Origin of the sequence: Tunturibacter psychrotolerans, from assembly GCF_040359615.1 — a bacterium.
Lineage (GTDB): Bacteria > Acidobacteriota > Terriglobia > Terriglobales > Acidobacteriaceae > Edaphobacter > Edaphobacter psychrotolerans.
This window is the reverse complement of the sequence record NZ_CP132942.1, coordinates 4,532,298-4,555,934: the sequence shown is the minus strand read 5'-3', so window position 1 is coordinate 4,555,934 and position 23,637 is coordinate 4,532,298. Positions and strand designations below refer to the sequence as shown.

The 23,637-nt window shown below is 56.6% G+C and carries 7 protein-coding genes; 2 read left to right on the top strand and 5 right to left on the bottom strand.

Annotated features, from left to right (window positions below; translation table 11 throughout):
- Positions 1–577: 577 nt before the first annotated feature.
- Positions 578–2,749, top strand: coding sequence for a choice-of-anchor D domain-containing protein (locus RBB77_RS19165; RefSeq protein WP_353063329.1), 2,172 nt, complete (start codon positions 578–580; stop codon positions 2,747–2,749).
- A gap of 387 nt (positions 2,750–3,136) precedes the next feature.
- Positions 3,137–4,372, top strand: a complete 1,236-nt coding sequence (lhgO, locus tag RBB77_RS19160) for an L-2-hydroxyglutarate oxidase (RefSeq protein ID WP_353063328.1) — start codon at positions 3,137–3,139, stop codon at positions 4,370–4,372.
- A 1,474-nt stretch (positions 4,373–5,846) separates the two neighbouring features.
- On the opposite strand, the gene RBB77_RS19155 is transcribed toward lhgO, so the two are convergent.
- The 5 genes from RBB77_RS19155 to RBB77_RS19135 all read right to left on the bottom strand — a co-directional run bounded on the left by RBB77_RS19155 (position 5,847) and on the right by RBB77_RS19135 (position 23,553).
- A complete protein-coding gene (locus tag RBB77_RS19155) occupies positions 5,847–7,331 on the bottom strand; it encodes a hypothetical protein (RefSeq protein WP_353063327.1) in 1,485 nt (494 codons plus the stop codon).
- Positions 7,332–7,955: 624 nt separating this feature from the next.
- Positions 7,956–8,990, bottom strand: coding sequence for a peptidylprolyl isomerase (locus tag RBB77_RS19150; RefSeq protein WP_353063326.1), 1,035 nt, complete (start codon positions 8,988–8,990; stop codon positions 7,956–7,958).
- Positions 8,991–9,097: 107 nt separating this feature from the next.
- On the bottom strand, positions 9,098–21,016 hold the full coding sequence (locus tag RBB77_RS19145; RefSeq protein ID WP_353063325.1) for an IPT/TIG domain-containing protein: 11,919 nt from the start codon (positions 21,014–21,016) through the stop codon (positions 9,098–9,100).
- 143 nt (positions 21,017–21,159) lie between these two features.
- Positions 21,160–22,143: an NAD-dependent epimerase/dehydratase family protein gene (locus tag RBB77_RS19140; RefSeq protein WP_353063324.1), complete on the bottom strand. Its 984-nt coding sequence runs from the start codon at positions 22,141–22,143 to the stop codon at positions 21,160–21,162.
- On the bottom strand, positions 22,144–23,553 hold the full coding sequence (locus tag RBB77_RS19135; protein ID WP_353063323.1) for a CheR family methyltransferase: 1,410 nt from the start codon (positions 23,551–23,553) through the stop codon (positions 22,144–22,146).
- Positions 23,554–23,637 lie beyond the last annotated feature (84 nt).

Here is a 23,637-nt window from a genome sequence, read left to right as displayed (position 1 = left end):
GTTGGAGGCAAGAAACGGTGTCGATACCAGATTTCCGATTCGGGTGCGGCCGAGCGATCTTGCTGTATGCGAAATTCCATCAGTTTCATGCGCATTGGTGGCGTGACAGTGCGTAGCCTTGGCCGTGAGTAGTTGGAATTTGTATCATTTCTGTTCACAATCAAGAAGACGAGGGGACCGTCGGCGAGGGATATTCTTAGGTCACCAAGTTGCGGCTCGATATTACCAAAGTGTTATACTGGTACTCATCGCCATTCAAGCTACGAAAGCAGCTCGAGGCAGATTCTCGCGTTTTGGATGTCCTTTGTTTATCGAACGAAGTTAGAACCGAAGCTGTATAGCATCGCCTCTTTGTTCTCTTTTTTCTTTTCTGCCTTGAATGTCGGATTTTTTACCCATTCAAGAGGTGATGTTGGTGACCCGTAGTAGTTTCGTTTTTTGGCTCCTAGGCTCCGTAGTTTCCTTCGTATTTGGCAATCAGGCCCTCAAATTCCCCTCTCAAAAAAGATTACATTTCCGGACTATTCCGTCCTTGCCTGGCAGATGGTTTGGGGTGCTTTTGCTCGCGGTCTGCTGCTTGGCGTCAGGAATCGATGCTGGAGCACAGTCGAGTGCGATCGGCTTCGCACAAAAAAACTCAGCCACCCCACAAGCGGCATCAGCAACAGTGAACGTGAAGTACTCGGCAGCGCAAACGGTGGGGGATCTTAACGTTGTGGTAGTGGGATGGAACGATACCACGTCGACGGTACAGTCGGTGAAGGACAGCGCAGGGAACGTTTACAGTCTGGCGATTGGACCGACAAGCGGGACGGCGTTGCGGCAGTCGATCTACTATGCAGCAAACATTGCGGGCGTCAGCAGCAACACGGTGACGGTAACGTTCAGCCAGGCGGCGGCGTATCCGGATGTGCGCATTCTGGAATACCGGGGAGTGACGGCGGTGGATGTGACGGCTGGTGCGAGTGGGAGTAGCACGAGCGCGAACAGTGGCGCGGCGACGACGAGGAGTCCCAACGAGTTAGTCTTTGGAGCGAACACAGTCGCTACAGCGACGAATGCCGCGGGGAGCGGCTTTACGTCAAGGGTGATCACAACGCCGGATGGAGATATTGCTGAAGACAAGATCGTGACGACGGCTGGGAGCAACAGTACCAAAGCGACGTTGGCCTCCTCCGGTCCGTGGGTCATGCAGATGGTCACGTTCGGAACAGTTGCGGTCACTGCGACTCCACAGATAAGTGCGAGCGCCGGCTCGTTGAGTTTTGGCAGCGTCACGGTGAACTCCTCCGGGACGCAGTCGTTGACGCTTACGTCGTCGGGCACGGCGCCGGTGACGGTGAGTTCGGCGTCGGTCTCGGGCACGGGCTTCTCTCTCGTTGGAGGCACCCTACCGGCGACATTGAGCCCCAATCAGACTCTGACGCTGCAAGTGAAGTTCGCGCCGACCGCAACCGGATCCGCGGCGGGAAGCCTGACGATCAGCAGCAACTCTGCCAGTGGCAGCACGAGGACGGTGTCACTTAGCGGAACGGGTGCGACCACAACCCCGCAGTTGTCGTTTAGCGCAACCTCGTTGAGCTTTGGCAGTGTCACGGTGAACTCTTCCGCGACGAAATCGTTAACGTTGACATCGACCGGGACATCGCCAGTGACAGTGAATTCGGCTGCGATCACCGGTGCTGGCTTCACAATCGTCAGCGGTAGCCTGCCGGTGACGCTGAATCCGACCCAGTCTGTGACGCTACAGGTGCAATTTCTGCCGACGGCGACAGGATCAGCCAGCGGTCAGATCACTATCAGCAGCAATTCGTCGACCGGTGGCACTACGGCGGTGACTCTCGGCGGCACAGGCACGGCAGCAACAAATCCACAGTTGACGGTGGGTGCTACGAGCCTGAGCTTTGGCAGTGTTACGGTGAACACGGCGACGACGCAGTCGTTGACTCTGACGTCGTCGGGGACATCGCCCGTGACCGTGAGCTCTGCGGCTATCACCGGAACTGGCTTTACGATCGTCGCAGCAAGTTTCCCAGTGACGCTAAGCCCAACGCAGTCGGTGACGCTTCAGGTTCAATTCGATCCGACAGCAACTGGGACAGCCAGCGGTCAAATTGCAATCAACAGCAATTCCTCTAAGGGCAGCACGGCCTCAGTCGCTTTGAGCGGTACCGGTACGGCGGCGAATCCGCAATTGACGGTAAGCGCTGGAAGTCTGAGCTTCGGCAGCGTGACCGTAAACACGGCGACGACGGCGTCCTTAACCTTGACCTCGACGGGCACGACGCCTGTGACGGCGAACTCTGCCACGATCACCGGGGCTGGTTTTACCATCATTGGCGGGAGCTTTCCGACAACGTTAAATCCTAACCAGACTGCGACGCTGAAGCTACAGTTCGAGCCAACCACAGCCGGAGCCCTCACTGGACAGCTCTCGATCAGTAGCAACTCGACCAGCGGAAGTACGGCAACAGTTTCTCTGACGGGTACAGGTACTGCGGTTGCACATCAGGTCGATCTAACTTGGGATGCACCGTCCGGTTCTTCCGATCCTGTGGCGGGGTACAACATCTATCGGGCGACCGGCAGCGGATCCTTTACGCGCATAAACTCCTCGGCTGATACGGCGGTTAGCTACGTGGATAGTAATGTGGTAAGTGGTACTAGCTATAGCTATCAGGTAACGTCCTCTGATCCCAGCGGTCAGGAGAGCGTTCCAACGAGCCCGGTGACAGTGACCATTCCGTAGTTTTTTCACTAAGCTGGTTCTCTTTCTCCGGAAGCCGACAGGTGGTGGTGGAGCAGTCCGAGATTTAGACTGCTCCACTGCCAATAGGCGGAGCGCGTTACGCAACCACCTTACGCAAATGATCCATACGCTCGATCCCACAAAAAAGCTGCCTCAGAAGAGGCAGCTTTGCGTTTGGTGGCATTGATTGAGTGGATAGCTGAAATCTTAAGACCGCGCGCCAGGGATATTAGGTGGAGAAGCGATTGCTTATGATCGCAGCATTAATATTAATTGGTTGACCCGTCGATCCCTGATGCTTAGGCTGTATTTGGATATGACACTTTTGGAACCGAGTCTCCAGGCCTTTCGCGTACTGCAGAGGCATTTGCAAGTGGCCAATATAGGATGCCTTCTCGAGTCAATGTAGCAATCATCGGCGGCGGAATTGTCGGCTTGGCTACAGGCCTCGAGATTCTCGGTCGTTTTCCAGGTATGTCTCTCGCCGTGCTTGAGAAGGAATCCGAAGTTGCTGCTCACCAGACGGGCCATAACAGCGGCGTCATTCACTCCGGAATTTACTACAGACCCGGCAGCCTTAAAGCAAGGCTCTGTACTGAGGGAGTAAACGCCTTATTGCGCTTTTGCGAAGAGCACGCCATACCCTACGAGATTTGCGGGAAGGTCATCGTTGCTACTTCACTGAATGAGAGCGCGCAACTCGATGAGCTTTATCGGCGCGGAATCGCCAACGGCCTGAAGGGGCTACGAATGCTCACGGGAGACCAGATCCGTGAACTTGAGCCACACGCTTCAGGCATTCGGGGCATACACGTGCCTGGTACCGGCATTGTCGACTATAGGACTGTCGCGAAGAAGTATGCCGAACTTATAGAGCTACGCGGCGGCGCGATTCATGTTTCGCGCGAGGTAACAGCATTGCAGCCTTCGGGCAACAATACGGTAATAGAAACAACTCAGGGGCCGATTGAGGCGCGGTTGGTCGTCAATTGCGCGGGGCTGCAGAGTGACCGTGTCAGCCACATGGCAAACGCCAAACTCGATTTGACGATCGTTCCTTTTCGTGGGGAGTACTATGAGCTCGCTCCAGATAAGCACCACTATGTTCGTAGTCTGTTATACCCGGTTCCCGACCCGCGATTTCCGTTTCTCGGTGTGCATTTCACCAAGCGTATTTCTGGTGGAGTCGAAGCAGGACCGAACGCCGTGCTGGCGTTGAAACGTGAGGGCTATGCGAAGGCTTCCTTTAACGTATACGACGTTTGGGAGTACGCGACCTTTCCAGGTTTTTGGGTCATGGCCGCGAAGTACTGGAACGTGTCCGTGGACGAGTACTACCGCTCATTGAGCAAAGCTGCGTTTGTTCGATCTTTACAGCGTCTCGTGCCGGAAATCACTGCTGATGACTTGATGCCTGGTGGATCAGGTGTTCGCGCTCAGGCGCTCGGCATCAACGGGAAGTTGATTGATGACTTTCACTTTGCTCACACCAAGGGCGTCGTGCATGTGTGCAATGTCCCTTCACCCGCTGCTACAGCTGCGCTCGCGATTGCGAAACACATCGTAGAAACGATTTTGCAGCGCGAGGAAGATTTGCTAACAGTAGGGAGTTGGGCGAAATAGGCAAGCAAGGATGGGCGTCGAATTTTGATTGGAATAAAGATCATTTGCGTTATCGCGCACCATGCCAGCTAATGCGATCAGGGGATTCGGCGCCACGATGTATTGGTAATGAACCGTACCCACAGCTTTGTTGGGATGAGGAAGTGAGAGAACTCGTGGCGTGCACTGAAGCTCGGACGGTCCGGGGTTAGTTAGGTCACGCCTATAGCGGGCTGAGAAGTCTCCTATGATGCCGATGTAGATACAGTTTTGCGGAACAACTGGATTGAGGTAATGGTCCGTCATTCTGCCGGAAGGCGTCGCGCTAAGAGTCCTGCCCATAGGTTTTGTAACTGGCCGAAGCCGGAAGCAAAATCGTAGCTTCCGCCCGAAAGAACAAACTGTCCGTGCAAATCGGAATCGGTCTGTCGTCGCGTATCTAACTCGACTGCTCGCCGATCTTTATTCCGCACTCTGCGGGGTATCCTGCGGTGTAAATGCCTATCGCATCCCGATCGAAGGACGGTTATAAGTGAGGAGAATGCCCTCGATTACGAATTGGGTCTGGTATTCGGAGCCACGTGGATGCAAAACCGCGTTGCCTTCACAGAGCCATCCTGGCTGGGTATTGACTAAATCCTGTACGGAACGGCCAGGCAAAGAAGACAGCCGCTGTGGATCTGCTTTGCACCATCTGCATGACCGAGGGTGGCTGCCGGGATCAATCAGCGGGTCCTCCTCTCGTTCCGGTTCCCTGGCTGATGACCGAAGCAAGGCTGAGAGGAATCGTTGAACCGGATTAACTTGACCATGGTCTGGACAGGAGCGCGCCAGAATGGCCGGTAATTTTCAGACGCACTTCAACATAATTGACTTGGCGCCATGCGGGTAGGGCCGTCAACAATAGAAGGGCCAATCACTATTGCCACAAGTGAGCGCTAGCGACAAACTGACGACGCACGTATACGCGATGCTTCTCCGTGGCAATGGGGAGCAAATATCTTTCATATTTGCCGCGACAATGAACCGATGAGCTTAGTGGACTGACTAACACTTACTTCCCTAGGTCAAAAAAGTAGGAAGGGATCCACTATTAAGACCAACAGATCTGATGGGGTCGCTGCATCTTGAAAGGGGGCCATCGACGGAGTGCTTCTAACCCCTAGGCGCTGCCTATTCACGATCGGCATCCATCAACCCACGAGCTTTCGCCTCCGCCGCTTTGGACGAACTCGACGCCAGCTCTGAAATGGACACCTCACCAAAGTCAACTGGCTTCCGCATGAAGATGACCCCGGCCTGCTTAGTAAAGCCCTCAAAGCATAAAAGTAACAGTCTTAGCCTTGGTGTACTCTGCCGTCGATACTTGCCCAAGCGACGTCCAATTGCTGAATCCATCGAGCTGAACCCTAGCATTCAGTATGTTGTAGTAATTAATCTGTCCTGTACCTGCTCGCACCTTGTTCGCCATCGCGTAAGCTGTTTTGACCAGCTCCTATTGAGGCACCGCTTTCAACCCAGTTGGCGGGAGAAGTTGATTATTCGATTGGGCTGCCGCCTTGAATGCAGCCACTCTTCCAGCCCAAGTACCTTCCGCTTGGTCGCAACTCATAGTCCAGGTCGCTATTATGGGCGTTGCGCTTGTGTTATAAAAATGCGCCCATTCACCGTTCTGGTCCACAGGCTGTGCCCCGTTCACCGAATTTATTGTCGCAAAAGCCGAGTCAAAGAGAGCACCAGAAGGGGCGGTTTCGGCCGTACCAGTACACCAGTTTTGATTCGCGTTAAGGATTACGAGTTCACCTGCCGCAGACGGCGTTAGGCAACTGGAGCATGTCGTGAAGGACGAGACGGCAGAAGCTTGATTGCCATTCTGCCCTCCACTGTCTTTGTCAAACGGTGAGGTGTTTGCACCTGTGATGTCATAAATAAGAACTGAGTCGTTCGAGAGTGTTCCCGCTCTGGTAATAGCCACTGTTGCCGTTGTGGCCGTACTCGCATTTCCCGCGTAGTAGATCTGCGATGAAGCAGTAATGGACGGCCCTCCGGCCACTGTGCCGGTCGATGCCCACGTATTGCCGGGCGTGCTCGTTATGCCAGAAATCGAATCGCCTCCAGCAGTGAAAGACGCAACTAATAGATTGCCAGAGGACGGCATTTGAACAGTCTGGGTGCTTCCGCTATCTGGCATATTGAAATGGCCCAGATGGACAATCCGCATAGCTTGAGTCGGAGCGGTGCCTGCGCTGGCAGATTTGAACACCACAGCGCAGGAAGTGTATGGATTCGACGTTCCGGTCGTCATCTGGGGCGTAAACGAGGTTGTAGTCGAATACACTCCGTGTTGCACAGCGTAACCATCAAAAAGATCGGCGGCGTCGAGATTCCAAGTGATATTCGGCTGGGATCCAGCGGTAAAAGAAGTAGTGGCACCTACTTGATCACTAAACGAAACAAAATAGATCAGGTCGCCGCTGGTAAGAGTGCCAGTGGACGGTCCCGTAAGCGTTTTCCCTGAATTTGCCGAATTGCAATTTGGCGTGGCGTCGACAGCACTTGATGTCGCTACGTTGTAAAACTCCGAGCATGTGACAGCGACGTATCCGCTGTTGTCGCTGCTGGTGGTTACTTTGACCTGACGAACACCCCCGGGGTTGTTGGCCACATACCAGATGTTTTCGACGAAACCAGAGTTGTCTGTGAACGGAAACTGCGATCCAGCCTTCGTCCAGGTTTCGCTTTTATCGTCGCTGATCGAATAGGTTGCGCCGGCGCCGAAGGCCGAACAAACCAGTAAATTCCCCGGCTGTGTTCCCTCCGGGAAATTAATTGCATAGTAATACGCCGGATTTCCCGGCCAGCCTCCAGTGTTGTAATTTAGAGAACTCGGCCCCCAAACGGTCTGCACAAGTGTCGGTGTTTGCGCCCAACCGAGCGAGCAGCAGAGAAGAATCGGAAGGAGGTAAAGTAGGCGTCTCATAATAATTGGTCACGCTGATGTCCACGTGGTAAGTGGATTTCCCGATAGTGTAATTTTGGTTGCTAATGGCGCCGGGGATGATCTGCCTCATGGAGTGGATAGGAGATCTGACATCTCTTCAAGCCCGGTCATCATTCTAGGTTTAAGTGTACCGGTTCCGCTATGGTCCTGCAATAAAGCCACTCGAACAATAGGCAAAATCTTCCACCAAAACAGCGGCGTTGCCGGCATCGAGGTGAAGGTCCAGGCGCTCAAGTACGCTAATGACCTCTCTCAGTGGCACAGGAGGGCTAGCATCAACCTCCATCGTCTCTAAGAGATGGCAATTCACCTGCCTTAGAGACAGGCATAAACCGCTTACACCCGAAGCGTATCTGGCCCACTAACAATAGTGGGGTGTGGGGAGATGAAAGGCGCTGTGCGCTTCCCATCTCCTCACACCCCACAGGGCTACGTCCAGCACGGGGATAACGCGATAGCTGCGTAACTTGGATTTCCCATTGCACAGAACTTCGGATGGCAAAGCCGTAACCAACCGCGATCCTATTGGTGCGATCCTCGAACGAAAATCGCTCGATTCGCACTGCTCATTAGCTGATTGCTGGTTCGTATCTCATCAAACGCCTATTGTGATCGACCGCGAACAAAGTAGCTTTCGTCAAGCGTAGTGTTCGTAGAGTCCTCTACGTTGCGCATTGCGTCTTGCTTATGCAGAGAACGCAAAGTTGCTTTGATTTCTTCCCGAGCCTGATCCAAGGAAAGCTTATCTTTTGTCTCGACTTTGTAGATATCGTACCCGTTAGGATCCGTAAGGACCTCTGAAACTTCGCCTGGCCTCAAGTCCATAACTGAGACCTGACCTGGAGGTAACGAAATGCGCCTGATCACCATGATCGTGTTTGGGGCAGCCGTCTTAATGCCTGCAATTTCATAAGCATCCGCCTGTAGTTTGGTAAACCCCTCTCCAGCTATCGCTCGAGCACGTAGATTGTCGGCCTCCGCTTTCATCGTCTTTTCCGATTTGCGCGAACGCACGCTCGCGTCCGAATCACGAAGTTCTTTGTCAGAAGTTGGTAGTGATTGTTGAATTTTAGGAACATAGATCCGATCTATTTTTGCCTTCTCGAATCTTGACGTGTTGTTAGAGTAGTAGTCTTCGATATCCTTCTCAGAAATTTGTGAGGTTTGTTCCTGGATTACCTTTTCTAACTCACGGGACAAGACTTGGATACGCGCGAGTCTCATTTGCTCTTCAAAGTTCGGCCTCGTGTCTAATCCCATTTGCTCAGCTTTATTGCTCATCACTAGGACATCGGCGTAGTGGAGGGCAAACTCACGGCGCGCGTGTGCAGGCATGCCGGGCTGAATCGCGTTAATCACTTTTTCGAATTGGGCTCGAGTGATTACCGTTTCGCAGTTGGAAGCCGCGGATTCATCAGCCGATGGATTGTCACAGAGACCTGAGATTGTAATTAACGGCTTGTCCTGTGCAGTGTTTGAGATTTCTGATCTATGACCTAAATCACGGGCCGTGGTTGCCATAGTCGGAGGGGTTTGAGCTTCCAGAACGGATCTTGAAGTTGTCGCTTGATACCAGGCGAGGGATGCAAGAAGCAGCCAAAGCAATCTATGTCGTGTCATGAATAATTTAACTTTCATATTTATCGTCAGGGTAGATTTATGCGCCCGCCTGAACTGATGTCTATTTAGGGCACTAATATTATTCGTTTGTTCCCGGGCAACAGAGTTCCCCTTTTATTTCGATTCTAGGGCGCGGGAGCAAACGACGCCATAATGACGCCAGTGCTTTGTGTCCCGTCGGAAATGGTCGTCATACTGACGTTCCCAGCCGGAGAAACCGGAGATCCGCTGCTCACGAAAATCCCCGCCCCACCGATCGCTGCATCAACAAGTATCTGAGTTGCGCCCGCGCCAGCGGCTAGATGTCCGTAAGACCAGAGCCCTTGTACGACCAGCGATCCGGATGCGACAGTGGTCAATGATGTAGTAATGGAGGTACTTGCTGCGGCCGCTGTGTTCGTCGTCGAAGCGTCCGGCTGGGCGATCTGCTTGACGTTGAACCAAGACGCTGCTTCAGATATCAGGTAATGAGCACTAGCCGCGGTTACGACAATGTTGTTGGAACCGCTGGACGGGTTAACGAGGTAGTACAGATATTGCCAGTTGTTACTAGACGGGGCTTGGATCTTGCCAACAAGGGTCATCGGAACACCGGCATAAGTGACAGCCGAAATATCGTCAGCCACGTTATCCCCAATCAGATTAACTATCAGTAGCCGGTTAAGACCGCTCCCCACTGTATAAGAATACGTTAGCGATGTTGTTGATCCGCCATTGTTTCCGCCATCAGCCGAGTTGTCATATGCTATGCCGGCCGTTCCATTTGACGCGAGAAAGAAAGAACTCATTATGCTGGAGGCCGAGTCCTGACCACCCCATGTGTTCGTCATAGACAGCGGGAAAGCCTGAGTGACAGGCGATGGAACGCTCGAAAACATGCCGAGACTCTGAAAGGCCGAATCCTCAACCAGCTCAGTCGAGCCAGTACTCGGAAGAACCTGCACGGGAGCCCACATGCTCTCCGCAACTATCGCGTTGTTGGAACTTGCTGGTAAAGATGTTGTTAAGGTCACACCGGAAGCCGCCGTGGCAGTCGTGAATGCCTGGGGTTGGCCAGATTGTGCGACGTTGTACCAAGACGTAGCTTCCGATATCAGGTTGTGGGAACTGGCTGCTGTGATAACAACGTTGTTTTTTCCGGAGACTGGCGACAGCAGATAATACAGATAGTGCCATAACTGATTTGGCGTTGGCGTGTGGACTTTTGTAACAAGAGTCATCGATGCCCCACCATATGTAACGGAGGAGATATCATCTGCTGACGAGTCGCCAACTAGGTTCACCAGCAGCAGGCGGTTGGAATTCGCGCCGACGGTATACGCATAGGTAAGCGACGTCGTGCTCCCTCCATTGTTTCCACCGTCCGCTGCGTTATCGAAATAGGCTGGAATTGTGACCGTCGCCGCCACTGAATAGGGACCGTAAACGGCATTGACATCTTGAGCTCTTGCTCGATAAGTATAAGTCGTGCCGCCTGCCGCAGAAACGTCGATATAAGAGGTGCTTGACGTCGCTGCGATCTGAGAAAAATTGGAGCATCCAGCGCCAGCACATCTTTCGATAGAATACTGGCTGATCGAACCTCCATTTTCTCCTGACGCATTCCACGACAATGCCCTTAGCGAATTAGCGGCAAAGCCGGATACGATGTACGGTATGACCGGACTAAGTGGCTGGACAATGGAATATGCACTGAAAGTATTGGTAGAGCTTTGAGCGCGGACTCTATAGCTGTAGACAGTTCCTGATGAAATGGTTGTGTCTGTGTAAGTCAGAGCCGGGGCTGAGACGCTGCCGATCTGGCTGAAATTGGAGCAGTTCAGACCCGTGCATCTTTCAACGAGATAGCTAGCGATAATGCCGCCGGTAGATGGCGTCCAACTGAAGACAGCCTCATTCGGTTTGGGCGCAATCGCCGCGATAACGGTTTGCCAGAAGTCACCTGCGGAAGCAATAAAGCTGGAACTATAGTTGCCGACTGTAAGTGCAACTCCCGTTTCGGCGCTGAAGTTTAGGCCGGTAGATGCCGCTTGTCCTGTGTATGCGGTCCCCGCCGTGTAGGTGTTGTTCCCGAATCCTTTAACAATTCCGAGGAGCAGATCGTTCGGCTGAGACGTGATTAATGGACTGCTGCTGATGTACTTAGCAATTGTCCCATTGTCGCCTGTGATAAAGCTATAAGCGTCTATCGGCGAGTAGATGTTGTCGCCCAATAACGCGGCAATCGACATAACTAAGGGTTCAGGCTGGCTGAGCCCGACCGTTACAGTATGGCCTGTCCCAGTTTTCGCGTTTGGAGCGTAGAAGAATTCGCCTTCCATGGGAAATCCGCTACTCCCGACTTTGAAAGCTGGACCGGCCAAGGGAAACCAGGTATTGCCGTAGCTGTCAGTGACCGTGAAGATCGTGTTGTTATGGCAGCCCAGAAACATAACCAATAGATCCGCGCCGGTGCTGTTGAAAGATGAAGACGTAAACGAAGTGCCTTTAGTCGCGTTGTAGTACTGCTGTCCGGCGACATAAGTCGGTACTGAGGTCCCCATTAGGGCACCGGAGAAGTTGCCGGGAGCTGTAATTCCGGCTGTGACCACATAGGTAAAGGCGGTGGTGAGGCTTCCGCTTTGATTGCCGGGGTTGGTGACAGTTACGGTGACGGCGCCGGCGCTGCCCGTCGGCGTAGTGGCGGTGATGGTGGTGGTGTTGACCACCACGACGCTGGTGGCCGCGGTGCTGGCGAAGGTCACTGTTGCTCCGGCCGCGAAGTTGGTTCCTGTGATGGTGACTGCCGTTCCGCCCGCGGTTGATCCGGTGTTGGGCGAGACGCTGGTGACCGTTGGAGCTGGAGCGAAGGTGAAGGCGCTTGCGAGGTTGCCGCTGAGTCCATTGCTGTTGGTTACGGTTACGGTCACCGCACCGGCACTGCCTGCTGGTGTGGTTGCGGTGATGGTGGTGGTGTTGACCACGGTCACGCTGGTGGCCGCGGTGCCGCCGAAGGTTACTGTTGCTCCGGCGGCGAAGTTGGTTCCTGTGATGGTCACTGCCGTGCCGCCGGCAAGTGGGCCACCGTTGGGCGAGACACTGGTCACGGTTGGCGGCGCGATGTAGGTGAAGGCACTGGCGAGGCTCCCGCTCTGACCGCCTGAGTTGGTGACGGTTACCGTCGCTGCGCCCGCACTGGCTGCCGGAGCTGTGGCGGTGATGGTGGTGCTGTTGACGACTACGACGCTTGTGCCCGCGGTGCTGCCGAAGGTCACTGTTGCTCCGGCGACGAAGTTCGTTCCCGTGATGGTGACTGCGGTGCCTCCTGCAGTCGACCCGCTGTTGGGAGTGACACTGCTCACTGTCGGTGCCGGGCCGGACGGGGTCGCGGAGAAGGTCACCATTTGCATGACCCAAGGTCCGGAGCCGCTCAAGGTTGCAGTGGCGCTGTTGCTGCCCGCCGTCGTCACGATCTTGTCTTCAGCTATATCTCCGTCCGGAGTCGTGATGATACGCGAGGTAAATCCGCTGCCCGCCGCCGTTGTCGTCGTCGATACGTAGTCGGCCCCGAAGATCAACTCGTTGGCGCTGGTCGTGGTCGCCGCGCCGCTGCTGGCGGCCGCACTACTCCCGCTTGTGCCTGCCGTCACGTCCAGTGTTGTGACTCCCCGGTACTCCAGGATGCGCACATCCGGAAATGCCGCTGCCTGGCTGAAGGTTACCGTTACCGCGTTGCCGCTGCCGCCCGCTATGTTCGCTGCATAGTAGATCGATTCCTGCAAACCGGTTCCGACCGTCGGCCCGATGGCCAGGCTGTAGGTGTTGCCCGCACTGTCCTTGACGGACTGCACCGTCGAGGTGGTGTCGTTCCACCCCACTGCCACCACGTTGAGGTCTCCCGCTGTCTGGGCTGCAGGGTAGCTCACGCTCACCGTGGCGGAGGCGGCTTGCGGTGTGGCCGAGGCCACCTGGGTGAAGCTGATCGGCACCGATGCGTTATAGGTGTACCCGTTGGTCAGGCTCCCGGTCTGTCCTCCTGAGTTGGTCACCGTCACGGTCACCGCGCCTACACTGCCCGCAGGCGTGGCTGCTGTGATGCTGGTGCTGCTCACCACGGTCACGCTGGTCGCCGCCGTCGAGCCGAACTTCACCGTTGCCCCGGCTGCGAAGTTGGTGCCGGTGAGGGTCACCGCCGTGCCGCCCGACGCAGGACCGTTGTTGGGACTGACACTGATCAGCGTCGGCTGTCCGATGTAGGTGAAGGCACTGGCCAGGCTGCCGCTCTGCCCGTTCACCGCTACCGTCACCATCGTTGCTCCCGCACTGCCCGCTGGAGTGGTCGCTGTGATGGTGGTGCTGTTGACCACTGTCACCGCGGTGGCCGCAGTACTGCCAAACGTCACGGTCGCACCGCTGGCGAAGTTGGTTCCTGTGATGGTCACCGATGTTCCACCGGCTACGGGACCGCTGTTCGGGGACACGCTGGTCACCGTGGGCTTCACGATATAGGTGAAGGCACTGGCCAGACTGCCACTCTGACCGCTCGAGTTGGTCACGGTCACGGTCGCGGCGCCGGTAGTGCCCGCCGGCGTGGTGGCTGTAATGGTGGTGCTGTTCACTACCGTCACACTGGTCGCTGCCGCCGAGCCGAAGGTCACCGCCGCCCCGGCGACGAAGTTGGTCCCCATGATGGTCACTGCGGTTCCGCCTGAAGTCGACCCGCTGTTGGGACTGACGCTGCTCACCGTCGGGGAAGCCGCATAGGTAAAGGCACCGGCCAGGCTTCCGCTCTGACCGTTCACCGTTACCGTCACGGTCACCGCTCCCGCGCTGCCTGCCGGGGTGGTCGCCGTGATGGTCGTGCTGTTCACCACCGTCACGTTGGTCGCCGACGTGCTACCAAACGTCACTGCCGCCCCGGTCGCGAAGTTGGTCCCGGTGATGGTCACCGTCGTCCCGCCCCCCACTGGGCCGCTGTTCGGACTAACGCTACTCACCGTCGGCGAAACTATATAGGTAAACCCGTTGGCCAGGTTTCCACTCTGTCCGTTCACCGCTACCGTCACGGTCACCGCGCCGGCGTTCCCCGTCGGCGTAGTGGCGGTGATGGTGGTGCTGTTCACCACCACCACGTTGGTCGCTTGCCTTCTCGTTTCCAGAATCTCTACCGTGGCCCCCGGGGCGAAGTTCGTTCCCGTAATCGTTATCGCCGTTCCGCCCGCGGTTGATCCGGTGTTGGGCGAGACACTGCTGACGGTTGGGGCTGGAGCGAAGGTAAATCCGCTGGCGAGGTTGCCGCTGAGTCCATTGCTGTTGGTTACGGTTACGGTCACCGCACCGGCGCTGCCTGCTGGTGTGGTTGCGGTGATGGTGGTGGCGTTGACTACGGTCACGCTGGTGGCCGCGGTGCTGCCGAAGGTTACTGTTGCTCCGGCGGCGAAGTTGGTTCCTGTGATGGTCACTGCCGTGCCGCCGGCAAGTGGGCCACCGTTGGGCGAGACACTGGTCACGGTTGGCGGCGCGATGTAGGTGAAGGCACTGGCGAGGCTCCCGCTCTGACCGCCTGAGTTGGTGACGGTTACCGTCGCTGCGCCCGCACTGGCTGCCGGAGCTGTGGCGGTGATGGTGGTGCTGTTGACGACTACGACGCTTGTGCCCGCGGTGCTGCCGAAGGTCACTGTTGCTCCGGCGACGAAGTTCGTTCCCGTGATGGTGACTGCGGTGCCTCCTGCAGTCGACCCGCTGTTGGGAGTGACACTGCTCACTGTCGGTGCCGGGCCGGACGGGGTCGCGGAGAAGGTCACCATTTGCATGACCCAAGGTCCGGAGCCGCTCAAGGTTGCAGTGGCGCTGTTGCTGCCCGCCGTCGTCACGATCTTGTCTTCAGCTATATCTCCGTCCGGAGTCGTGATGATACGCGAGGTAAATCCGCTGCCCGCCGCCGTTGTCGTCGTCGATACGTAGTCGGCCCCGAAGATCAACTCGTTGGCGCTGGTCGTGGTCGCCGCGCCGCTGCTGGCGGCCGCACTACTCCCGCTTGTGCCTGCCGTCACGTCCAGTGTTGTGACTCCCCGGTACTCCAGGATGCGCACATCCGGAAATGCCGCTGCCTGGCTGAAGGTTACCGTTACCGCGTTGCCGCTGCCGCCCGCTATGTTCGCTGCATAGTAGATCGATTCCTGCAAACCGGTTCCGACCGTCGGCCCGATGGCCAGGCTGTAGGTGTTGCCCGCACTGTCCTTGACGGACTGCACCGTCGAGGTGGTGTCGTTCCACCCCACTGCCACCACGTTGAGGTCTCCCGCTGTCTGGGCTGCAGGGTAGCTCACGCTCACCGTGGCGGAGGCGGCTTGCGGTGTGGCCGAGGCCACCTGGGTGAAGCTGATCGGCACCGATGCGTTATAGGTGTACCCGTTGGTCAGGCTCCCGGTCTGTCCTCCTGAGTTGGTCACCGTCACGGTCACCGCGCCTACACTGCCCGCAGGCGTGGCTGCTGTGATGCTGGTGCTGCTCACCACGGTCACGCTGGTCGCCGCCGTCGAGCCGAACTTCACCGTTGCCCCGGCTGCGAAGTTGGTGCCGGTGAGGGTCACCGCCGTGCCGCCCGACGCAGGACCGTTGTTGGGACTGACACTGATCAGCGTCGGCTGTCCGATGTAGGTGAAGGCACTGGCCAGGCTGCCGCTCTGCCCGTTCACCGCTACCGTCACCATCGTTGCTCCCGCACTGCCCGCTGGAGTGGTCGCTGTGATGGTGGTGCTGTTGACCACTGTCACCGCGGTGGCCGCAGTACTGCCAAACGTCACGGTCGCACCGCTGGCGAAGTTGGTTCCTGTGATGGTCACCGATGTTCCACCGGCTACGGGACCGCTGTTCGGGGACACGCTGGTCACCGTGGGCTTCACGATATAGGTGAAGGCACTGGCCAGACTGCCACTCTGACCGCTCGAGTTGGTCACGGTCACGGTCGCGGCGCCGGTAGTGCCCGCCGGCGTGGTGGCTGTAATGGTGGTGCTGTTCACTACCGTCACACTGGTCGCTGCCGCCGAGCCGAAGGTCACCGCCGCCCCGGCGACGAAGTTGGTCCCCATGATGGTCACTGCGGTTCCGCCTGAAGTCGACCCGCTGTTGGGACTGACGCTGCTCACCGTCGGGGAAGCCGCATAGGTAAAGGCACCGGCCAGGCTTCCGCTCTGACCGTTCACCGTTACCGTCACGGTCACCGCTCCCGCGCTGCCTGCCGGGGTGGTCGCCGTGATGGTCGTGCTGTTCACCACCGTCACGTTGGTCGCCGACGTGCTACCAAACGTCACTGCCGCCCCGGTCGCGAAGTTGGTCCCGGTGATGGTCACCGTCGTCCCGCCCCCCACTGGGCCGCTGTTCGGACTAACGCTACTCACCGTCGGCGAAACTATATAGGTAAACCCGTTGGCCAGGTTTCCACTCTGTCCGTTCACCGCTACCGTCACGGTCACCGCGCCGGCGTTCCCCGTCGGCGTAGTGGCGGTGATGGTGGTGCTGTTCACCACCACCACGTTGGTCGCTTGCCTTCTCGTTTCCAGAATCTCTACCGTGGCCCCCGGGGCGAAGTTCGTTCCCGTAATCGTTATCGCCGTTCCGCCCGCGGTTGATCCGGTGTTGGGCGAGACACTGCTGACGGTTGGGGCTGGAGCGAAGGTAAATCCGCTGGCGAGGTTGCCGCTGAGTCCATTGCTGTTGGTTACGGTTACGGTCACCGCACCGGCGCTGCCTGCTGGTGTGGTTGCGGTGATGGTGGTGGCGTTGACTACGGTCACGCTGGTGGCCGCGGTGCTGCCGAAGGTTACTGTTGCTCCGGCGGCGAAGTTGGTTCCTGTGATGGTCACTGGCGTGCCGCCGGCAAGTGGGCCACCGTTGGGCGAGACACTGGTCACGGTTGGCGGCGCGATGTAGGTGAAGGCACTGGCGAGGCTCCCGCTCTGACCGCCGGAGTTGGTGACCGTCACCGTTGCTGCGCCCGCACTGCCTGCCGGAGCTGTGGCGGTGATGGTGGTGGCGTTGACTACTGCCACGCTGGTGGCCGCGGTGCTGCCGAAGGTCACTGTTGCGCCGGCGACGAAGTTCGTTCCCGTGATGGTGACTGCGGTGCCTCCTGCAGTCGACCCGCTGTTGGGAGTGACACTGCTCACTGTCGGTGCCGGGCCGGACGGGGTCGCGAAGAAGGTCACCATTTGCATGACCCAGGGTCCGGCGCCGCTCAAGGTCGCAGTGGCGCTGTTGCTGCCCGCCGTCGTCACGATCTTGTCTTCAGCTATATCTCCGTCCGGAGTCGTGATGATACGCGAGGTAAATCCGCTGCCCGCCGCCGTTGTCGTCGTCGATACGTAGTCGGCCCCGAAGATCAACTCGTTGGCGCTGGTCGTGGTCGCCGCGCCGCTGCTGGCGGCCGCACTACTCCCGGTTGTGCCTGCCGTCACGTCCAGCGTTGTGACTCCCCGGTACTCCAGGATGCGCACATCCGGAAACGCCGCCGCCTGGCTGAAGGTTACCGTCACCGCGTTGCTGCTGCCGCCCGCTATGTTCGCCGCATAGTAGATCGATTCCTGCAAACCGGTTCCGACGGTGGGCCCGATGGCCAGGCTGTAGGTGTTGCCCGCACTGTCCTTGACGGACTGCACCGTCGAGGTGGTGTCGTTCCACCCCACTACCACCACGTTCAGGTCTCCCGCCGTCTGGGCCGCAGGGTAGCTCACGCTCACCGTGGCGGAGGTCGTCTGCGGTGTGGCCGAGGCCACCTGGGTGAAGCTGATCGGCACCGATGCGTTATAGGTATAGCCGTTGGTCAGGCTCCCGGTCTGTCCTCCTGAGTTGGTCACCGTCACGGTCACCGCGCCTACACTGCCCGCAGGCGTGGCTGCTGTGATGCTGGTGCTGCTCACCACCGTCACGCTGGTCGCCGCCGTCGAGCCGAACTTCACCGTTGCCCCGGCTGCGAAGTTGGTGCCGGTGAGGGTCACCGCCGTGCCGCCCGACGCAGGACCGTTGTTGGGACTGACACTGGTCAGCGTCGGCTGTCCGATGTAGGTGAAGGCACTGGCCAGGCTGCCGCTCTGCCCGTTCACCGCTACCGTCACTGTTGTTGCTCCGGCACTGCCCGCTGGAGTCGTGGCCGTGATGGTGGTGCTGTTGACCACCGTCACCGCGGTGGCCGCTGTGCTGCCAAACGTCACGGTCGCCCCGCTGGCGAAGTTGGTCCCGGTGATGGTCACCGATGTTCCACCGGCTACGGGACCGCTGTTCGGGGACACGCTGCTCACTGTCGGCTCCACAATGTAGGTAAAGGCACTGGCCAGGTTGCCGCTCTGACCGTTCACCGTCACCGTCGCGGTCGCCGCTCCCGCGCTGCCCGCTGGCGTGGTCGCTGTGATGGTCGTGCTGTTGACCACCGTCACACTGGTCGCAGCCGCCGAGCCAAACTTTACCGCAGACCCGCTTGCGAAGTTGGTCCCAGTGACGGTCACTGCGGTTCCGCCCGAAGTCGATCCGCTGTTGGGACTGACGCCGCTCACCGTCGGGGGAGCCGCATAGGTGAAAGCACCCGCGAGGCTGCCGCTCTGACCGCCGGAGTTGGTCACCGTTACAGTCACCGCTCCCGCGCTGCCTGCCGGCGTGGTCGCCGTGATGGTCGTGCTGTTCACCACCGTCACGTTGGTCGCCGCGGTACTGCCAAAGGCCACCGTCGCACCCGCTGCGAAGTCAATGCCTGTAATCGTTACAGCGGTTCCGCCCGATAGCGGTCCGGCGTTTGGAGTTACGCTACTTACAAACGGTACGGTGCTCGTGGAAGCAGCTTTGAACGTGACAACTTGCATGACCCAGTTGCCAGCGGCGTTCAGAGGTTCCCACGAATGATAACTACCAGGCACATTTACGAGGCGGTCTGCTGCAAGATCCGAATCCGGTGATGTGATAACTCTGGGTGTAAAGGGCGCGCCGGCCATCACCGTGGTATTACTCTGCACCATGCTGGCCCCGACAATCAGTTCGTTCGCGGCATTTGTATTCACATAGCCACTGTCGGCAATATAGGTGTTTCCCGATGCGCCGGTTGATACATCCAGAGGGCTGAACGTCGCCACTCCGCTGTACTCCAGGATGCGGACGTCCGGCTTAGTTGCCCCTTGATTGAAAGTGACGGTTACCGTATTGGCGGTGCTCGCCAAAATGCTCTTTGCGTAATAGATCGACTCGCTCAATCCCGTACCTTTGGTCGGACCCAATGCCAGCGTGTAGGTGTTCCCAGCGGAATCGGCAACCGACTGCACTGCGGCGGTGGTGTCGTTCCAGCCCACGATGACAACGTTCAGGTCACCGGCGGTCTGCGCTCCGGTGAAGGGAACAGGAACCGTTGTCTGAGTTGATTGGGGCGTGGCTGAAGCGACCTGAACGAATTGAACTCCCTGGAAGGCCGGGGGATTCAGGCCATAGACCTGTAGCTGTCCGGAAAACGATCCAACGTACACTTTCCCATTGGCGATCGTCGGGGGATTGAACTTAGCCGAATTACCTACATCATCCCGTGCCAGATTTTGCGTGCTGTTCCATAGCTCATCAGTAAGATTAGTAGCGTCGAAGGCGCGGACAATCCCAGGAACCTGGGTGCCTTTCGCCCACTGGGAAATTGAGGCAGTTGACCAAAGAACGCCCGTGCCCGTCATGCTCCCATCAGCAGAAATCGAAAGGGCCGCCGCGTTAGGATCACCAGAACTATTCAGCGATGTACCTTGGGAAACTGGGGTCGTGGCAAAAGTCGATCCCTTGAACTGGAATGCCTTCAGATAGTCGCCCGCACCCCAGATGTATATGACCGGCCCAAAGTTGGGGCTATTCCAGTAGATCGGAGAGCTGAAAAAGGCATTAGATGTCGGGGAGAACTCCTGAACATCGTTGTTAGTACTTGAGTTATAGTGGCCCATATTGGCGCTGTTGACTACTCGCAGGGTTGCGTCTTTTCCCATACCTACAAGCAGCGAAGTACCCGGCATCAACATTGGGCCACCGGATCCCAGATCGGTATTATCGGCGTTCAACGTCGCCTGAGTGTCCGGGGTGAAATAGTCCGATACGGCGAGGCTCGAGCCACTGAACTTTATAAATGAATCGCCGTAGTCTGTGCCGCCCGTATTTGCATTGAAGTCACCGTTTCCGGTCATCATATAGATATTGCCCGAGCTGTCAGCAACCGGCCCTTGTCCGGCAGACCACATTCCGCCATCGTCCCCATCTGGAGTAACGTTGAATATCGCCTCTTGTTGCAGCGTTGAGGCGTTGTAGCTCATTACCCAGCCATGATAAACACCACCAATATCGCCGACTGAACCGAACGCTAGATAAAGGACTCCATTCTCGAGAAGTAATGCTGGCCGCTGATGCTGATAGGCAGCTTGAAATGCGACGATGCCACCGGAACTTCCTGTACCGGTCCCGGCTACCTGGCCCGTGATTTCCACTGGGCCGGCAAGCTCTTCGGCTCCAGTTGTCAGGCTCAATGCGTGAAGATAATCGTGATAAGTACTGTTTGTTGTGTTCTTCGTCCTGTCGACCAGATAGATGATCCCTGCCACGGGGTCGATGACGGGCGTGCTGGTGATTCCGATCTCCGGGCTAATATCGTAGTAAGGGCAATCTGCCGGATTGGTATCGCCACTGATTATGCAGATGTCCTGGCTGGGAACAGGTGTGCCCAGGTTCACTTGCCACAAGGGAGCCGGAGTGTTGGGATTGTCGGCGTCAAACGCATATACGCTGTTGTGCTGAGTGGCGACATACACGACATTATGGGTTGCCCCTTGAATCGTAAGTCCTGGAACATACAGCGGCTGGGCATAGATAAAGCCGTCAACCGTGCGCGAGAATAGCTTCCCGAAACTATTTTGGCTGACGTTCGAAGTATTGAGGGTAGTCTCATTCAGGTTCTGTCCGGTGCGAGCGTTGTCGTTGTGCTGGGTCAAAACTGAAACTTGTCCAATAGCACGCATCGGGCTGAGTAGGGTCAGCACCAGAAGGCTGGTCTTAGCTAATCGCATAATTTGGGTTTTCATTTTTCGCACGCTCAGATACACGACCTCGGGATCAATTCTTGCCAAGGCTTCGATCGTTTATAGAGACCGCATTCCAGAGCGGGGATTTCTTGCCGAGGGACAGCGGAGTTACCCCCTGTCGAAGGGAGTTAGTTCGAAGCCGAACTGAGTTGCCTACGATACCAAGCTACTGTGGTCTCAAGTCCAAGGTTGAGGGTGGTTCTGGGATGGTATCCCAGCTTGTCGGACGAGAAGGTGGTGTCAGCTGGCCGTTCCTGCTCAAACGGCCGATCTGGCAAAGCACCGAAGGTCGGTTCGATGGAAGCACCAACGATCTCAGCAATTCGCTCTACGATTTCACGAACTGACACCAATGTGCCCGAGCCGAGATCGAACGAGCAACCCTCAATCCCGGGAGTGATTGCTGCTCTCAGCAAACCTTCAACCACATCGTCAACATAGATCCAGTCCGCCCGCCGCCGACCACTGCTTAGCTTCGGCGCCTCACCGCGGAGCAGATTGAGCGTCACAAAGGGCACCAATTTCTCCAAATCTTTCTGATCGGGACCATAGGTCATAAAGATGCGGGGCATCACAACCGGCAGTTGAAACAACTGTTGGAACATGCGTCCATAAATGCTGCTCGCCCATTTCGACGCTGCATAAGGAGAACAAGCGAAGGTTGTGTCGTCGAAGATTTGCGGTTCCTCTGAGGAACTTGCCAGGACAACGCGCTGGCATCCTGTTTCGGCGGCTGCAGTTAGCAAGTGAACCGTGCTGGCAAGGTTATCATAAAAAGTTGGTAACACAGCCCCTAATTGGCGTGCACCAATAACCTGGCTAGCTAGATGAAAAACTAGATGCGGCTGTGTGTCCTTAAAGATTTGACGAACTGCAACGATGTCCTTAAAATCGGCCTGCCACCATTGAAGGCGCTCGCTTTCTGACTTTCGCCGCTCGCGTGAAACGACATGCAATCTGGCTCCGGAGGCGATAAGTCGGCGGCAAAGATGCGTACCGATGAAGCCACTGCCGCCTGACACGAGCACTGATTTCTCGGCAATTCGATCGGCCAATGTCCATCGTTCCAGATCTATGTCTTCATTGTTTGGCGACATGATCGGCTGGCCCATTTAATTAGCGTCCATCGGATGATTGGAGTTCCCATCTCCAGACAAAACTGGGACCCACTCCGACCGCTCTGACCCGCCCCCGAGTTCCTCGTTACATAGAGTCAGCGACGAAATCACCCTAGGGACGAACTGAAAAGCCGCTGCATAGCGAATTCGCCAATCAGCTCTCTTTTTATTCAAAGGCTCGAGGCCTGCATATCGACCCGGCCAATATCTTCTCAAATAAGGATCTCCTTCGTGAACCTCCTCGAGCAATTCTTCCAGCGGAACCCATCCTAAATCGCGCGCAACTTTTGTCCGGACGTCCAAGTCGATTCCAGAAACAAACACGTATCCATTCGGACTCACCAGGCGAGCAATGTTGCGCAGACACATCTCCGCGCTCGGAGGATCCATATGGCACAGAAAGTTGTTTGCCACTACGATATCTTGGGGACCTAGACCATCGATGACCTCCGGCTCTCCGACATCGCCAACGTGCCACTCGATACCTTCTTTGATCCAAGATTTCACTGTAACGGTGTCTCCGTTCCTGTGGAATAACTCTTCCATCTCAGATGGAGTCACCGCTTCAAATATCTGTGTATCGGTCAATTGCGAGCTTGCAATCGAATACATGCCACATTTCGCAAATTCCACTGCCTGTTTGGAAATATCCACCGCGCGGAGTGTAAGTTTTATATCAGGCCTCGCAGACCGTATTTTCCAAGCCACCGAGTAAGCCTCAGCACCAGTACTGCAGCCTAACACTGTCACTCTTAGGTGACCGCCTTTCGCAGTCCTCTCTAAGAGACGTCGGATCAATTCCAATTCAGGTCGATTTCGAAGAAATAACGTGGCAAAAGCTTGGGAGCGAACTTGCATGCGAGCGACTTTGTGCGAGAAATCACCGCATAGGCGCACTGCACTAAGAACAGCCAAGGACGAAGGCAGATTGTCCCATATTCGCTGATTGAGCCGTAGAAAGGCGTTGACCGGCGATTTTCCGAAGAGCCTCACTCTAACTAATCGCGTCAATAGGGATCCTCCATCTGTCCGATATGCCAAATCTTGACCGACGACATCGGCATTCCACTTGGTAAAAGTATCATTCCCGCTAAACCAGCGCGGCTTAGAAAAAGCAATGAGTGTCATTCTCCCAGAGTAGCAATATTCGATCTTCGGCGGGACCTCGATGAGCATCCCAGGCCCGACATTATATTTATGACCTCCTATAGTAAAGTAACCACTTCCGGAGAGAATGTAGTATGTGCGTGTGATCTTCTTGCTTATCATGAATACATCGTGGCCTTTTTTTACTTCGACGTAGTAGAGCTCTACATCTTTTTGACTCAGTGGGCCAAACGTATATCCCACCAAACCTTTTCCAGTAAATGAGGCTGAAGTCGGAAGCGAATATATATATGCCATTACTGTCTGTCTCCACGATGGGTCTATCCGCGGTGTTTATCCCTGTCATGTATTGGGCTGTGCAGTAGGATGCAACGCACAAGG

Coding starts and splice junctions, on each gene's coding strand:
- lhgO (WP_353063328.1), top strand. CDS start 3,137: ATGCCTTCTCGAGTCAATGTAGCAATCATCGGCGGCGGAATTGTCGGC.
- RBB77_RS19155 (WP_353063327.1), bottom strand. CDS start 7,331: ATGAGACGCCTACTTTACCTCCTTCCGATTCTTCTCTGCTGCTCGCTC.
- RBB77_RS19150 (WP_353063326.1), bottom strand. CDS start 8,990: ATGAAAGTTAAATTATTCATGACACGACATAGATTGCTTTGGCTGCTT.
- RBB77_RS19145 (WP_353063325.1), bottom strand. CDS start 21,016: ATGCGATTAGCTAAGACCAGCCTTCTGGTGCTGACCCTACTCAGCCCG.
- RBB77_RS19140 (WP_353063324.1), bottom strand. CDS start 22,143: ATGGGCCAGCCGATCATGTCGCCAAACAATGAAGACATAGATCTGGAA.
- RBB77_RS19135 (WP_353063323.1), bottom strand. CDS start 23,553: ATGGCATATATATATTCGCTTCCGACTTCAGCCTCATTTACTGGAAAA.